Consider the following 15,895-nt stretch of genomic DNA (forward strand, 5'->3'; position numbering starts at 1 on the left):
CGTTTCACTCCCTGCCATGTGAAGTAACGCTTACCGTACCACCATGATCCCCGCCGGCGTGCTCGCAAAAAGTTGCCGACCCGGCGCGGCGTTGACCTCGTGCAACCCTGTCAACGTGCCGAACGCAGGAAGCATACCGACGGCACGATCAAATACAAATGCCGGCAAGCGATGCTTGCGCCATCCATCGCGCACGACGACGCCGGGATGCACGTGGCCCGCTAAAACATAGCCTCCCGCGTGCGCATGCGGGTGATGCGACAGCACGAACGGCGGCACGGCGAGACGATCCGGCTGCACGAAAATGCCCAATGACGCGACGTCGAAGTGACGATCGTGGTTGCCCGCGACCAGCACGATATCGATGCCTGCGTGCCGTGCGCGCCACGCCCTCACGTCGTCCACCCATGCGCTGCGCGATGTCGCCGCGCCATGCACGAGGTCGCCGAGGATAACGACGCGGTGTGGCTGGAATGTGTCGATCAGCGCATCGAGCCGGCGGAGGTCGTCGTCGGTGTCGCCACTGGGTACGGCGATGCCGGCGCGCCGGAACACCGCGCCCTTGCCGAAGTGCACATCCGATAGAAGGAGCGTGCGTTGTGCCGCCCAGTAGATCGCGCGCTCGGGATGCAGGGTGAGGCGTTCGCCCGCGATGTCGACGTCACGCGTGTTCATGCCACGCCCTTTTCCAGGCTCGCCACCATGCGCTCCACGCGCGATTTCCAGTCGTCCGTGGCGATGCCGCCGCGCAGCCGCTCCACCCAGAGCGGGAACGCCAGCGGGCTCAGCCGTTTCGGTTCCTGCCACAGCAAACGGGAGCGCGCGATGCGCAACAGGCAGGCGCGCAGGCGGGTGAAGTCGAGCTGCTGGTCAAGCACTTCGCGTTCGGCCTGCCATAGGAGGGGATGGCCCGGATCGTGCCGGCGCAGCACGTCGAACAACAGCCCGCTGGAGGCCTGCAACTGACGCAGGGTTTTGGCCTGCGCGGGATAGCCGTTGAAGACCAGGCCAGCCACGCGGGCGATCTCGCGGAACTGGCGGCGGGCGAGTTCGGAGAGATTCACGCTGGCGCGGATATCGCTGCGCAGGCCCGCGGGATGCAGGAGTTGGCGCATCGTTTCGGCGTCGAGCGCCGGCATCCGCGCGGCGGTGATCGTCAGGCCGTAGTCGTTCACCGCGTAGCCGTAATCGCCCGGCTGGATACGTGCCAGGCGCCACGCCAGCACAGCCGCCAGGCCTTCATGGGCGAGCCGTCCGGCAAACGGAAACACGAACAGGTAGTCGCCTTCCCGCGTCCGTGTGCGCTCGCACAGTGTTTCATCAAGCATGGGCACGGCGGACTGCGCGCGCTGGATGGCCAGCAAGGGACCCAGCGCGCGCATCTCCGCACTGCGCGGATCAGGCGAAGCAAGCGCGCGGCGCAGTTCGTCGGAGAGTTCGCCGGACAAGGGCAGGCGGCCGCCCATCCAGCGCGGGACGCCGCCACGACGATTCGGTGCGGCGCGCACGTACGCCGTCATCTCGCGCACGCGCACGAGTTCGAGGTTGCGGCCAGCGAACAGGAAACGGTCGCCCGGGCGCAGGCGCGAGACGAAGCTTTCCTCCACCGTGCCCAGCCGTGCGCCCTTCATGTAACGCACCTGCAGCGTGCCATCGGACGTGATGGTGCCGATGGACAGCCGGTGCATGCGCGCCACGCGGCTGCTCTCCACGCCATAGCGGCCATCGGTTTCGACCAGCTTGTGGTATTCGGGATAGCTCGCCAGCGCGGAGCCCCCCGTGCAGAGATAGGCCAGCACGGCATCGAAGCGCTCGCGCGGCAGGTTCGCGTAGGCCAGCGAGGCGGTGATTTCGGCGTAGGCGTCGTCAGCGGTGAAGCCACCGGCCAGCGCCATCGTCATCAGGTGCTGCGCCAGCACATCCAGGCAGCCGCGCATCGGGTGGCGCGGTTCGAGGTGGCCTTCGTCCAGCGCGCGGCGGGCCGCGTCCACTTCGGCCAGTTCCAGCAGGTGCGTGGGCACGCAGAGGATGCGCGAGGGCATGCCTGGCTGGTGACCGCTGCGGCCGGCCCGTTGCAGCAGGCGCGCGACGCTCTTGGGGCTGCCCACCTGGATGACGCGGTCCACCGTGGAGAAGTCCACGCCGAGGTCCAGGCTGGAGGTCGCCACCACGCAGCGCAGGGCACCGACGCGCAGGCCTTCCTCGGTGGCGAAGCGCAGCTTCGGATCGATGGAGCCGTGGTGAAGCGCGAGCGTGTCCTGCGACTCCGGCCACACGGAGGCAAGGGCCTCGTGCCACAGTTCCGCCTGCGAACGCGTGTTGGCGAAGACGAGGCTGCTGCGTGCCTGCATCACCGCCTTGAGCACGCGCGGCAGTTGGGTCAGGCCCAGGTGCCCGGCCCAGGGGAATCGTTCATTCCCCTCGGGCACGGCGGTTTCGATGAGGGTCTTCTTGCGCGACGCGGCGCCCACCAGCACGCCGTCGCCTGACAGGGCGCGCAACGCTTCGTCCAGGTTGCCCAGCGTGGCGGAGAGGCCCCAGATGCGCGCCTCGGGCTGCCAGTGGCGCAGGCGGGTGAGGCCGAGCTGGAGCAGGGTGCCACGCTTGTTGCCGACCAGCTCGTGCCACTCATCGACGACGACGCCGCGCAGTCGGGCGAAGCGCTCGCGGGCATCGGGATAGCTGAGCAGCAGGGCCAGGCTTTCCGGTGTCGTCACCAGCAGCTCGCAGGCGCCGCGGCGCAGCCTCGCGCGCTCGGCGCTGCCGCTGTCGCCCGTACGCCGCAGCACCCGCCACGGCAGGTCCATCGCTTCGACAGCCGCGGTGAGATGTTGCGCGGTGTCGGTGGCCAGTGACCGCAGCGGTGTGATCCACAGCAGGCGTAAGCCGGTGCCCGGATTCAGCACCCCGTCGATCAGCGGGCCGCCCGCCGCCGCGAGGGTTTTGCCGGTGCCCGTCGGCGCATGCACGAGGCCATGGCGGCCTTCGCCCCAGTGTTTCCAGGCGGCACGCTGGAACGGCGCCGGCCGGCGCTCCTGTTCGGCGAACCACGCCCGCAGGCGCGCTTCAGCCCGACGCCAGGCGGCGGAGGTCGTCGAGTTTGTCGGCATCGCGTATCGCAAGGTCGGTGCGCCAGCGCAGGATGCGCGGGAAGCGCACCGCCACGCCGGCCTTGTGGCGCCCCGAGGCCTGGATGGCCTCGAAGGCGAGTTCAAACACATGGGTGGGTTCCACCGAACGCACGGGGCCGAAGCGATCGATGGTGTGCGCGCGGATCCAGCGGTCCAGCTGGCCGATCTCCTTGTCGTCGAGGCCGGAGTAGGCCTTTGCCACCGGCACCAGGGCTTCGCCATCCCACACGCCGAACGTGTAGTCGGTGAACAGGCCCGAGCGACGGCCGTGGCCAGGCTGGGCGTAAAGCAGCACGGCGTCGATGGTGTACGGGTCCACCTTCCACTTCCACCAGTCGCCGCGCTTGCGGCCCACGCGGTACGGCGAATCCAGGCGCTTTAGCATCAGGCCTTCCGTACGGCGCTCGCGCGACTCGTTGCGAATGGCGGTGAGGTCGGACCAGGCATGGGCCTCGACGGCGACGGAGAGCATGAAGGTGGGTGCCTTGCCTTCCAGCAGCGCGGCAAGGCGGGCGCGCCGCTCGATCAGCGGTGTTTCGCGCAGGTCCTTGCCGTCGAACTCGAGCAGGTCGTACGCCATCAGCCGCACGGGTGTGTCGGCCAGCAGTTTCGCGCCGGGCTTCAGCTTGCCGATGCGCTTCTGCAAGGCGGCGAAGGGCAACGGGTGCGCCTCGTCGAGCGCCCAGGCGAGGATTTCGCCATCGATGACGCAGCCATCGGGCAAGGCACGCGCGGCGGTCTCCAGCTCGGGGAAGCGGCCGTCGAGGCGCTCTTCGCCGCGCGACCACAGGATGGCATCGTCGCCGCGGCGCATCAGCTGGGCACGGATGCCGTCCCATTTCCACTCGGCCACCCACGCGTCGACCGGGCCGAGCGATTCCACCTCGTGTTCCAGCGGGGAAGCGAGGAAGAACGGGTAGGGCCGGTCACCCGCATGTTCGTCGGCGCGCTCGGGCTCGGCCAGCGCACGAAATGCCGTCGCTGAAGGCTTCCACGTGCCGCTCAGGCGGTGCGCAATCAGATCGGTGGGGTGTGCGGTCCACTGGGCGATGGCCTGGACGACAAGACGGTGGGACACGCCGACGCGCAACGAACCCGTCAGCAGCTTGTTCACCAGGAACACCTGCGCCGCGGGCAGTTCACGCCACCAATCACGCAGCACGTCGATCCGTTCGGCCGATTCAAGCCGCGAGAGCGAGGGCAGCCGGGCTTCCATCCACACGTGCAGGGGCGTGTCGACGCCTTCGCTCTCCTGGCGCGGCAGCATCAACGCGATGGTTTCCGCGAGGTCGCCGACATGCGCGTAGCTGTCGTCGATCAGCCATTCCGCATAACCGGTTTCCGCAGCAAGCGCGGCACGGAGTTCGGTGGAGGTAGCCGTGCGTTTCAGCTTGCCGCCACCGAGGACATACACCGCCCATGCGGCATCTTCCGCCGGTGCGTCGGCAAAGTACGCCGCCATGGCATCGCGCTTGGCCGACGTGGACGCGGTGCGGTCCAGCGCGTCGTACAGCGCGGCAAAGCGGCGCATCAGTCGCCTTCCTCGCTGGTACGCACGTCAGGCATCGCACCCAGCGAACGCAGGGCGCGTGCATCGTGGCCGCGTTCGCGCAGGTGGCGGATGAGGGCCTCGCCGTCGCCGTGGGTGACGTAGATGCGTTTCGCCCCGCAGTCTTCCACGCTGCGGATCAGCCCCGGCCAGTCGGCGTGGTCGGAGACGATGAAGCCGCGATCGTAGCCACGACGCCGGCGCGCGCCGCGCACCTGCATCCATCCCGACGCGAAGCCTGTCGAGGCCTTAGAGAATCGCTTCATCCAGGTTGATCCCGCCGCGGAGGGCGGCGCGACGATGAGTTCGCCGGCGAAGTCGCGGCCGCGCGCGGTGTCGCTCACCGGCAGCGTCGGCACCATCGTCACGCCCGCCTCGCGGTAGGCCTCGACCAGGCGCACCATCGCGCCGTGCAACCAGACGGCGCGATCGGTGCGCGTGGAGAGTTCGGCGAGGATGCGTTGCGCCTTGCCCAGCGCATAACAGAACAACACGGCCGGGATGCCGCGTTCGGCGCAGTCGTTCCACCACGCCATCAGCTCGTCGATCACCTCGTCCATCGGTGGCCATCGATAGATCGGCAGGCCAAACGTCGATTCGGTGACGAACACATCGCAGGGCACCGGTTCGAACGGCACGCAGGTGGGGTCCGGATCGCGCTTGTAATCCCCCGACACCACCGCGACCTTGCCGCGGCCCTCGATGCGTACCTGCGCGGCGCCCAGCACATGCCCGGAAGGGTGCAGGCTGAGCGTGGTCTCGCCGAGGGTGAAACGCTCGCCGTAGTCGTACGCGCGAATCGTCGACGTCGCGCCGAGGCGCTCACGCATCAGGCCGATGCCCGCGCTCGCCACGTGATACAGCGCGCTGCCCGCCCGCGCGTGGTCGCCGTGTGCGTGCGTCACCACCGCCCGCGCGACCGGCAGCATGGGGTCGATGTAGAAATCGCCCGCGGGGCAGTAAAGGCCCTCGGGGCGGGGAAGAAGCAGGTCGCTGTCCATGACGCCGACGCTAGGGGGCGCGGCGTCAAGGGGGTGGCAACGCTCAGGCGACGAACTGAAGCCGCGCCAGCTCGGCGTAGAGGCCGTTCTGGGCGAGGAGCTCCTCGTGGGTGCCCTGCGCGACGATGCGGCCGGCTTCCATCACCACGATGCGATCGGCGCGCTGCACGGTGGCCAGGCGGTGGGCGATGACCAGGGTGGTGCGGCCTTTCTCCAGCCGCTCCAGCGCCTGCTGGATGGCGGCTTCGGACTGTGCATCCAGCGCCGAAGTGGCCTCGTCGAGCAGCAGCAGGGGCGCGTCGCGGAGGATGGCGCGGGCGATGGCGATGCGCTGCTTCTGGCCGCCGGAGAGGCGGACGCCACGCTCGCCCAGGGCGGCGTCGTAGCCCTCCGGCAGGGCGGAGAGGAAGCCGTCGGCCTCGGCCAGGCGGGCGGCCTCGCGCACTTCCTCGGCGCTGGCGTCCTCACGGCCGAAGCGGATGTTGTCCGCGGCGCTGCCACCGAAGATCACCGTCTCCTGCGGCACCAGCGCAATGGAGCCGCGCAGGTCGGGCAGGGCGAGGGCACGCAGGTCCACGCCGTCGAAGCGGATGGCGCCGGATTTCGGATCGTGGAAGCGCAGCAGCAGGCTGAAGACGGTGCTCTTGCCGGCACCGGACGGCCCGACGAGGGCGACGGTTTCGCCGGGCGCGATGTCCAGCGAGAACTCCGAGAGCGCGGCCACGTCCGGCCGCGACGGGTAACGGAATTCCACGTTGTCGAAATGCAGCGCGCCGGTCACCGGTACCGGCAGCGGCTCGGGGGCCTCGGGGGTGCGGATCACCGGCTGTTCGGTGAACAGTTCGCCAATTCGCTCCATCGCACCGGCGGCGCTGAGCACATCGCCCCATACCTCGGAGAGGCCTGCCACGGATCCCGCGGCGAAAATCGCATACAGCACGAACTGGCTGAGCACGCCGGGCGCCAGCTGGCCGTGGATCACGTCACGCGCGCCCACCCACAGCACCAGGGTGATCGCGCCGAAGATCAGGACGATGACGGCGGCGGTCAGCAGGGAGCGCATGCCGATGCGGCGGCGCGCGGTCGCCAGGGCCAGCGCGATGGCGTCGGCGTAGCGGCGGCTCTCGATCGGCTCGCGGTTGTAGGCCTTCACGGCCTGCGCGGCGTTGAGGGTTTCGTTGGCCACGGCGGCGGCATCGGCGATGCGGTCCTGGCTGTGCCGCGAGAGCTTCTGCACGCGGCGGCCAAACACCAGGATCGGCAACATCACGGCGGGGATGACCAGGGCGGTGAGGCCCGCCAGGTGCGGGCTGGTCCAGGCCATGGCCACGGCGGAACCGATCAGCATCACCGCGCTGCGCAGGGCCACGGAGATGCCCGAGCCGACCAGGGTCTGCACCACCTCGGTATCGGTGCCCAGGCGCGAGGTGAGCTCGCCGACGCGGGTGCTCTCGTAAAAGCCGACATCCAGGCCGATCACGTGGCGATAAAGCGCACTGCGCAGTGAGGCGAGCGAGCGTTCGCCGAGCAGGGCAATGCAGTAGTAGCGGCCGGCCGTCGCGATCGCCAGCACCACCGCCACGCCGAACAGGGCGAGGAAGGTGCCGTTGATCGTGGCCACGTTGGAGGCGAGGAAGCCGCTGTCGATGATGTGGCGGATGGCCGGGGGCAGGGCCAGGGAGGCGCCCGAGGAGAGGCCGAGGAAGATGATCCAGCCGGCCACCAGGGCCTTGTGCGGCCGCATGAACGGCCAGAGGTCGCGCAACGCGCCGATATTGCGTGATTTCGCCCTGCGTTCGCCGCTCATTCGTCTACCTTGGCCCTGACCATTGGCCAACGGATGGGGCCGGGCAGTGCAGTATTCAATTGCTGCAACCCAAAATTGCGGTATGCTCCCGCCGTCGGAGACAGGGGCAGGGAAGCGCCGACACGCACACCCGGACCACGTGCGAGCAAGGGGAAGGCTTCACCTGCGATGTCAAAGGAATGGATCGGTGCGCGCATCTCTCTTCAGTGTTGCCCTGCTTGGCCTGGCCGTGTCGTTTTCCGCCCATGCCACCAACGCCTACAGCAAAGCCTCCACCGCCGTCGCCGACAGCTGGCTTGGCCACGATGCCAGCGAGCTGCTTGTGCAATGGCCGGTGGATCGCGGCTTCACCTCCTACGAGGTGAGCAAGACGGGCGAGACCGCCTACGAATACAACTTCGGCAGCGAAGCGTATTCGTACGACTCCTCCAATACCCAGGCCGTCGGCCAGATGGGCAACACGCTCATCCTGCAGACCACCAACGAACACCATGACGTGGCGGCCGAGCACCATTGCACCGTCACGTTCTACGCCAATGCCGACGGCATCATCAGCCGCTACGAATACGACGGCGTGAAATGCGCGCCGTACATCCGCAGCTGGGGCCGGCCGAAGAATCGCTGACGCGACGCCCGCGTCCGGCGTACGGGCGCACTCCCCTCAAACATCGTTGAAGGTGACACATGAAATGGATGCTCTCCGCCATGCTGGCGGTTACTTCGCTCGTCCCGTTCGCTTCCAGCCACGCGCAGTCGCTGCGCCACGGCACCATCGTCGACATGACCCCGATTGATAATCGCGGCGACGACGAGAGCGAGCAGCACAAGCAGGGCAAGCAGATGGGCAAGGTGCTCGGTGGCTTGTTCGGCATGGGCGCATCGCGCGTCTCCAATACCGCGACCGGTACCGAACTCATCGGCAAGGGCTCGATGGCGGCCGGTGAACAGATCGGCGGCAACATCGCGGGCGAAGGCCCCGCCGCGCATTACATGGTGAAGCTGAAGCTCGACGACGGAAAGACCATGGCGCTGGTGCAGACGGGCCAGGGCGTGAAGGGCCTGAGCGTCGGCAGCAAGGTCGCCATCAGTGGTAGCGGTCAGGATGCGCGGCTCGCCGCGGAGTGATGCATTGAGTGTCACGGGGCGAAAGATCTTGCGATCCTTCGCCCCGTTTAGATGAAGCTGAATCACAGACGTGCGCACGTCGTCATTTGTATTGACTCACCTGCGCGGAACGGCCACGTTGTCACCCACCACACACCGGGAGCACAGCATGACCCTCACCACGAACAGCACCACCGCGCGACGTCGTTCGCGCCTTCTCGCCATGATCGTGCTCGGCGCCGCCGTCCTCGCGCCGTTCGCCGCCAATGCCGATGACCATCACCCGCCGCATCATCGCCACCAGGTGTGCCACAACGTGCGCGTGCACGATCATCACGGCCACTACCACAAGCAGCGCCAGTGCCATTGGGTGAACCGCTAAGCACCACATATCGTGGCGGGCAGCGGGTATTTCCCGTGGCCCGCCACAGATATTCGTAAGGCTGGCCCGTTAGCGTGGTGAATGTGTCCCCCGGAACGTTCGCTACACATGCATGGATTCCCCCTTCGCCTACTGATCCTGGCCCTTGCGCTATGCCTCCTGCCGGCCTGTGCGCGCTATAGCCGCCTGCCGCTGGATGCCAACGCCCGCTACGCCGCCTCGGTGGCCGCCCTTGAAGGCGCGCCGACCTCCCAGGCGCCCCTCGGCGAGGCCGAGGTCAGCCAGCTCATCCTGCAGAACAATCCCTCGCTGAAGCTCGCGGCCCTGCGCCGGGCCGAAGCGCGCTCGCAGGCCGAATCCGGGGCCTTGCTGCCCAATCCCTCGTTCTCAGGCAGCCTGGGTTATCTGCTGTCCGGCGACGGCAACGCCACGGCCTGGACGGCCGCCCTGACCGAGCCGGTAAACGCATGGATCATCCTGCGTGCGCGGCGCGACGAGGCGAAGGCGGCCACTGCGGAAGTGGACGCGAGCCTCGCCTGGGAGGCCTGGCAGACGCTGGCCCGGGGTCGCCAGCTGGTAGCGGATGTGGTCCTGGGCGATCAGTTGCTCGACGCGCAGTCGCAACTGGCCAGCACGCTCCAGCGCCAGTGGACCACCGTCGCCGCCGCGCAAGGCCGTGGTGATCTCGATGCCACCACGACGGCGCCGATCGCACAGGCGGCCAGCGAGGCGGCGCAGGCCGCCGCGGAAACCGAGCGCGGCGTGGCCGCCCAGCGCCGCGAGCTGCGTGCCCTGATGGGTTTGTCGTTCGACGCGCCGCTGCCACTCGCACCGCTGGCGCCGGTCGTCCCGCTGGATGACCACGCCGCCACCGCCGCGCTGCAGACGCTGCCACGGCACCGTCCCGATCTCGTCGCGCTCGCCATGGGTTACGACGCCCAGGACGCGCGATTCCGCGCTGCCGTGCTCTCGCAGTTCCCGGCCTTGTCCGTCGGCTATGCCGCCTCGCAGGACAACAGCCGGGTGAAGAACGGTGGTCCGGCGGTGACCATCGACCTGCCGATCTTCGACCAGGGCCGCGTGCAAGCCGACGCCGAGGGCGTCACCCGGCAGCGTCTCCACGAGGAATACAGCCAGCGCGTCGCGGATGCGCACGACGAAGTACGCGCCCTGATGGCCGCCCAGCACGTCGCCGAACGCCAGCTCGCCCAGGCCACGCAGGCCTCGACGCTCACGGCGGATCGAACGGACGGTGCGGCGGCCGCTCTCGACCGGGGCGATCTCGACCGCCAGGCCTATACCGACCTTAGCGTGGCGTCGCTCTCACGCCGCGTCGCCGTCTTGCGCACCGAGCTCGCGGTGCGCGAACAACGGATCGGCCTCGATACCCTGCTGGGTATCGGCATGCCGGACATCGCTTCCGATAAGGACATCCGCTGATGCATCGCCTTGTGGTTTTTACTTTCTCGCTCGCTTCCATCCTGCTGGCGGCTTGCCAGGCATCGCCCGGTGACGAATCCAGCCATGAGGTGGCTTCGGCGGCGGTTCGTGTGACGAAGCCAAAGCAGGGCGTGTTGCCGCGTACCGTCGTGGCGTGGGGCGAAGCCAGCACCGGGCCGGCCTATCAGCGGGCGGTGGCGTTCGGCGCGGACGGTGCGCTGGCGTCGCTCACCGTGGGGCTCGGCGAGCATGTGCATGCGGGGCAGGTGATCGGGACGTTCGCGCTTTCCCCGACGGCCACGGCCGCCCGGAACCAGGCCACCACCGCGCTTGCCGTCGCCACGCAGGCGCTCGCACGCAGCCAGCGGCTGCACCAGGACGCGCTGGCCACCAACGATGACGTGGCCCAGGCGGAGAAAGCCGTCGCCGACGCGCGCGCCAACCTCGCCACGTTCCCCGCAACAACGCATGGCGGCAGCGTGCCGCTGCGCGCGCCGGCCGACGGCACCGTCACGAGCATCGCGGCGTCGGTCGGCCAGGGCGTGCCGGCGAACGGCACGCTGCTGACGATCACACCGTCATCGGGGCTGGTGTTTGCCGGTGGCCTTGAGCCGCGCGATGCCATGAGTGTGCGTAACGCCATGCCCGTCGCGCTGCTGCCGGTGGGTGGCGGTGAGGCGATGCATGGCACCGTCACCGGTATCGGCGACGCCATCGATGCGCAGACGCGCCTGGTGCCCGTGCGCATCCAGCCCGACCACGCGGTGCTCGCCGGCAGCGCCTGGCGCGCCGAGATCACCGTGGGCCAGGCGGCGGGGTGGCTGATGCCGGCGGATGCCGTGGTCGACGACACCCAGGGTCGGGCCGTGTACCAGGTGCACGACGGCAAGGCCGCGCGCGTCGCGGTGCACGTGCTGCTCGAACGCGGCGACCAGGTGGTGCTCGACGGGGTCATCGACCCCACCGCGCCCATTGTCACCGTCGGCGCACCGCAACTCACCGCAGGCATGGCGGTGGTCACCGCCGAGGGTGGCCGGTGAGGACGGCCACCTTCCTGGGCCGGCACGCCGCCACCCTCGTCCTGCTGGCCGTGATGCTCGCGGCGATGGGCACGGTGGCCGCGCTGAACCTGCCGGTCGGCCTGTTTCCGCAAGTCTCGTTCCCGCGCATCGTGGTCGACCTCAGTGCCGGCGACCGGCCGGCAGATACGACGTCGCTGCTGGTGACGCGCCCGGTGGAAGACGCGATCCGCTCGGTACCGGGCGTCAACAGCGTCCGTTCGGAAACGTCGCGGGGCGAAGCGCAGATCTCGATCGACTTTGGCTGGGGGCGCGACATGATCGCCTCCACGCTGCTGGTGGATGCCGCCATCGCCTCGACCATGCCCGATCTCCCCGCGGGTACGCGCTACGACGTGCGGCGCATGGACCCCACGGTATTCCCGATCATCTCGTACGCCCTGCGCGGCGACGGCCTTTCGCCCGTGGCCCTGCGTGACTTCGCCGAGTACCGCATCGCGCCGATGCTGGCCGCGGTGCCGGGCCTGGCGCGCGTGGACGTGCAGGGCGGCCAGACCGCGGAGATCCAGGTGGAGATGGACGCGCACGCCCTGGCCGCGCACGGGCTGAGCATGGCGGACGTCACCACGGCCATCGCGGCGGCCAACCAGGTCAATGCGGTCGGGCGGATCCAGGATCACCACAAGCTGTTCCTCGTCGTCGCCAACGATCCGATGAAGGACGTAAAGGCCGTCGCGGCCGTGCCCTTGCCGACGGCGGGCGGTGGTCGCACCACCGTCGGCGACGTCGCCAGGGTGAGCATGGGCGTCGCCCCGGAATGGACCCGCGTGGCCGAAGATGGGCGGCCCGCCGTGCTGTTGAACGTCTACGAGCAGCCCGATGGCAACGCCGTCCGCATCGCTGCCGCGGTACGGAAAAAACTCGACCGCCTGCCGCTGCCACCCGGCGTGACGCTGAAGAACTGGTACGACCAGAGCGACCTGGTGACGGCCTCGGCCAGCAGCGTCCGCGATGCCATCGGCATTGGCCTGCTGCTCGCCGCCGGCGTGCTGTTCGCGTTCCTGCGCAGCGGCCGGCTCGTCGTCATCGTCTTCGTCGTGGTGCCGGCCATTCTCGCCAGCGCCATCCTCTGCCTCGACGTGCTCGACCTCAGCTTCAACATCATGACGCTCGGTGGCATGGCCGCGGCGGTGGGGCTGGTGATCGACGATGTGATGGTGATGGTCGAGCACATTGCGCGTCGCGTGGCGAAAACCGACGACACGGGCAGGGCGCATGCGATCTACACGGCAGCAAGGGAATTCTTCGTCCCGCTGTCAGGCTCCAGCCTCGCCACGCTGATCGTCTTCGTGCCGCTGGCGTTTCTTGATGGCGTGACCGGCGCGTTCTCGCGCGCGCTCTCGGTGACGATGGGTTGCACGCTCATCGTCTCGTGGATCATGACCGCCTTCGTCGTGCCCGTGCTGGCCGCGCGCCTGTCCAACGCCGCCAGCTGGCGGCACGTGCCCGCACGCTGGGAAAAGCGCTTCGATCGCCTGCATGGGGCTGTCTTCGGCATCGCCTTCCGCCGGCCGTGGCTGGTCGTGATGGCCGTGGTGGCGATGCTCGGCGTGGGTGTCCTTTCGTACGCCCACGTGCCCACCGGTTTCATGCCCGAAGCGGACGAGGGTGGTTTCGTCCTCGACTACTACACCGCACCCGGCACCTCGATCGTCGGGACCGAGCGCGAAGTGGCCCAGGTGGAATCGCTGCTGCGGATGGACCCGGACATCGAGACGTTCTCCCGGCGGCTCGGCACCGGCCTGGGTGGTGACCTTGGCCAGTCGTACCACGGCGATTTCTTCATCAAGCTCAAGGCGGACCATGCAGCGCACACCGTGGACGTGATGAACGACGTCCGCGACCGCATCCTGCACAACGTCCCCGGCGTGCAGGTGGAAGTGGCGCAGCTGATGGAAGACCTGATCGGCGACCTCACCGCCGTCCCGCAGCCGATCGAGGTGAAGCTCTACGGCGATGACGTGGCGACGCTGCTGCCGCTGGCGGGGCGCGTGGCCGCGGCGCTGGAGAAGCTCAACGGCCTGGTCGACGTGAAGAGCGGTGCGCAGGTGGCCGGCGACGCGCTGGACGTGCGCATCGATGCCGATGCGGCGCTGGTCGAGGGCGTGACGGTGGAAGCGGTATCGCAGGCCATCTCGGATGGTCTCGCCGGTGTCGTCGCCACCGAACTGCCCGGGGCGGTGAAGACCATCGGCGTGCGCGTCGGTGGGCTGGGTGCTCGAGGCTGGCAGATCCATGACCTGCTCGCGCTGCCGGTCCGGGCGGCGGACGGCCATCTGTTTCCGCTGTCCCGCGTCGCCCAGGTGATCCCCGTGGCAGGCCAGCCGCAGATCACCCGCGAAGACCTGCAGACCATGGTCCCGGTCACCGCCCGTATCGAATCCGGCGGCATCGCGTCGGCGGTGTCTCGGGTGCGTGCCGAGCTGGCCCGCCCGGGCATGCTGCCGCCGGGCGTGCGCTACGAGCTGGGCGGCCTTTACCAGCAGCAACAGGTCGCGTTTGCCGGGCTGCGTAAGGTGTTCGCCGCGGCCCTTGGCGCCGAGTTCATCCTGCTGATGTTCCTGTATCGGCGGACGCGGATCGCGCTGCTGGTGATCGGCGCCTCGCTCGTCTCGGCGTCGGCGGTGTTCGCCGGCCTCTGGATCGCTGGCGTGGACCTCAACATCACGGCGATGATGGGCCTCACCATGGTGCTGGGTATTGCGACGGAAATGGCTATCTTCCTCATCTCCGAATACATGGCGCTGGGCGAGCGGCTCGGCTGGCGTTCGGCCATGCGCCGTGCCGTGCGCAATCGCCTGCGCCCGATCACCATGACCACCCTGGCTGCGATCCTCACGCTGCTGCCCCTGGTGCTCGCGCTGGGCCGCGGTGCCGACATGCAACAGCCGCTCGCGGTGGCCATCGTCGCCGGCCTGTTGCTGCAGTTTCCCATGGTGCTGGTGGTGCTGCCGGTGGCGGTGCACGCGGCGATGCGCAGGACGCACCTGCCGTGACGACGCCGACGCTGGTCGTGGACGCCTTGCGCGGCCCGCGCATCGGCCCCGTGTCGTTCGACCTCGCCGCTCGGGAATGCATCGCCGTGATGGGTGCGTCCGGGGCGGGCAAGACGCTGCTCCTGCGCTTGCTGGCGGACCTGGACCCGGGCGAGGGCAGCGTGGCGCTGGCGGGGCAGGCACGCAACGCGATGCCGGCCACCCAGTGGCGCAAGCGCGTGATGCTGGTGCCGGCGGTGTCGGGCTGGTGGGCGCCCTCGGTGGTCGAACATTTTCCTTCCGCGTTGCTGGCCGCCGCTGCGAGCCTCTGCGCGACCCTGCGGTTGCCCGAGGACATCCTGGCCCGCGATGTCCTCGGCCTTTCCACCGGCGAGAAGCAACGCCTCGCCCTCGTACGCGCCCTGATCGAATCGCCGGAAGTCCTGCTGCTGGATGAGCCCACCAGCGGGCTCGATGCGGAAGCGGTGCTGGCGGTGGAAGGGTGTCTGCGCGAACGGCGCGAGCGCGGCATGGCCATGGTGGTCGTCACCCACGACATCACCCAGGCACGGCGCATGGCGAGCCGTATCTTCCGTATCGCCGACGGCGTACTGGGGCAGGGATGAACGTCGTCGCCTTCCAACCCATGGATGTGGCGATCGCCGCCATCGTGCTGGTGCTCGACGGCGTGCTTTCCATCGTCATGCGCCTGAAAATCCATCGCTCGCTGGCCATCGCCTCGCTGCGCATGGTGGTGCAGCTGGTGGCGCTGGGTTACATCCTACGTGCCGTGTTCGCGATCGACACGTTGTGGCTCACACTGGCGCTGGTGCTGGTCATGACCCTGGCCGCGGCGCGGGAAGCGGCGGCACGGCCGCAGCAGCGGCTTCGCCATGGCCATTACGTTACCAGCCTGGTGAGCGTCGCCGCGCCCGCGTTGCTGACCTCGCTGTTCGCCCTGGTCACCTTGCTTCCCGGCGAACACGGTGGCTCGCCGCGCTTTGTCATTCCCGTCGTCGGCATCCTGCTCGGCAACGTGCTGAACTCGGTGAGCATCGGCATGGCGGGCGTGCTGGAAGGCGTGATGCCGGAAGCGCCGGCGATCGAAGCACGCCTGTTGCTGGGGCACTCCTTCCATGAAGCCAGCGGCTCGCTCGGCCGCCGGTCCATCCGCCGCGCCATGGTGCCGTTGATCAACCAGATGAGCGCCGCCGGCATCATCACCATGCCCGGCATCATGACCGGCCAGGTGCTGGCCGGCATGGACCCACTGGCGGCAGCGACGTACCAGATCGTGTTGATGCTGCTACTCGCCGGCGGCAGCGGCCTCGGCGCCATCCTCTCGGTACGCCTGGCGCTGGATCGGCTGACGGATGACCGCCAGCGTCTCCGGCTTGATCGGTTGCAGGTGCGGTGAAGGGCTAGGT

At 68.8% G+C, this 15,895-nt stretch carries 13 protein-coding genes; 8 read left to right on the plus strand and 5 right to left on the minus strand.

What is annotated here, in order from left to right; translation table 11 throughout:
• Positions 1–30: 30 nt before the first annotated feature.
• The 5 genes from pdeM to FIV34_RS08605 are packed head-to-tail and all read right to left on the minus strand — an operon-like array spanning position 31 to position 7,488.
• Entirely contained in the window at positions 31–675 is a 645-nt protein-coding gene (pdeM, locus tag FIV34_RS08585) for a ligase-associated DNA damage response endonuclease PdeM (RefSeq protein WP_139981588.1), read from the minus strand.
• On the minus strand, positions 672–3,110 hold the full coding sequence (locus FIV34_RS08590) for a ligase-associated DNA damage response DEXH box helicase (protein WP_139981590.1): 2,439 nt from the start codon (positions 3,108–3,110) through the stop codon (positions 672–674). Before FIV34_RS08590 ends, pdeM begins: the two co-directional genes overlap by 4 nt.
• Complete coding sequence (locus tag FIV34_RS08595) at positions 3,067–4,662, minus strand: ATP-dependent DNA ligase (RefSeq protein WP_139981592.1); 1,596 nt, start codon at positions 4,660–4,662, stop codon at positions 3,067–3,069. Before FIV34_RS08595 ends, FIV34_RS08590 begins: the two co-directional genes overlap by 44 nt.
• A complete protein-coding gene (locus tag FIV34_RS08600) occupies positions 4,662–5,681 on the minus strand; it encodes a ligase-associated DNA damage response exonuclease (protein WP_139981594.1) in 1,020 nt (339 codons plus the stop codon). The genes FIV34_RS08595 and FIV34_RS08600 overlap by 1 nt, the downstream gene beginning before the upstream one ends.
• Before the next feature lie 43 nt (positions 5,682–5,724).
• A complete protein-coding gene (locus tag FIV34_RS08605) occupies positions 5,725–7,488 on the minus strand; it encodes an ABC transporter transmembrane domain-containing protein (RefSeq protein WP_139981596.1) in 1,764 nt (587 codons plus the stop codon).
• 187 nt (positions 7,489–7,675) lie between these two features.
• On the opposite strand from FIV34_RS08605, the gene FIV34_RS08610 reads away from it, so the two are divergent.
• From FIV34_RS08610 to FIV34_RS08645, 8 genes are all read left to right on the plus strand, one after another.
• The gene (locus FIV34_RS08610; protein WP_246058785.1) at positions 7,676–8,113 is read left to right on the plus strand and encodes a hypothetical protein; all 438 of its coding nucleotides are present in this window, start codon (positions 7,676–7,678) and stop codon (positions 8,111–8,113) included.
• A gap of 59 nt (positions 8,114–8,172) precedes the next feature.
• Complete coding sequence (locus FIV34_RS08615; RefSeq protein ID WP_139981598.1) at positions 8,173–8,613, plus strand: hypothetical protein; 441 nt, start codon at positions 8,173–8,175, stop codon at positions 8,611–8,613.
• 148 nt (positions 8,614–8,761) lie between these two features.
• The gene (locus tag FIV34_RS08620; protein ID WP_139981600.1) at positions 8,762–8,974 is read left to right on the plus strand and encodes a hypothetical protein; all 213 of its coding nucleotides are present in this window, start codon (positions 8,762–8,764) and stop codon (positions 8,972–8,974) included.
• Positions 8,975–9,082: 108 nt separating this feature from the next.
• A complete protein-coding gene (locus tag FIV34_RS08625; RefSeq protein WP_170207549.1) occupies positions 9,083–10,414 on the plus strand; it encodes a TolC family protein in 1,332 nt (443 codons plus the stop codon).
• Positions 10,414–11,454: an efflux RND transporter periplasmic adaptor subunit gene (locus FIV34_RS08630; protein WP_139981604.1), complete on the plus strand. Its 1,041-nt coding sequence runs from the start codon at positions 10,414–10,416 to the stop codon at positions 11,452–11,454. The genes FIV34_RS08625 and FIV34_RS08630 overlap by 1 nt, the downstream gene beginning before the upstream one ends.
• A complete protein-coding gene (locus FIV34_RS08635; protein ID WP_139981606.1) occupies positions 11,451–14,489 on the plus strand; it encodes an efflux RND transporter permease subunit in 3,039 nt (1,012 codons plus the stop codon). The genes FIV34_RS08630 and FIV34_RS08635 overlap by 4 nt, the downstream gene beginning before the upstream one ends.
• Positions 14,486–15,094: an ABC transporter ATP-binding protein gene (locus tag FIV34_RS08640; RefSeq protein ID WP_211352728.1), complete on the plus strand. Its 609-nt coding sequence runs from the start codon at positions 14,486–14,488 to the stop codon at positions 15,092–15,094. The genes FIV34_RS08635 and FIV34_RS08640 overlap by 4 nt, the downstream gene beginning before the upstream one ends.
• A complete protein-coding gene (locus FIV34_RS08645; RefSeq protein ID WP_139981608.1) occupies positions 15,091–15,885 on the plus strand; it encodes an ABC transporter permease in 795 nt (264 codons plus the stop codon). The genes FIV34_RS08640 and FIV34_RS08645 overlap by 4 nt, the downstream gene beginning before the upstream one ends.
• The last annotated feature ends 10 nt before the right edge of the window (positions 15,886–15,895 follow it).

Origin of the sequence: Luteibacter pinisoli, assembly GCF_006385595.1 — a bacterium.
In the GTDB taxonomy this organism is placed as follows: Bacteria; Pseudomonadota; Gammaproteobacteria; order Xanthomonadales; family Rhodanobacteraceae; genus Luteibacter; species Luteibacter pinisoli.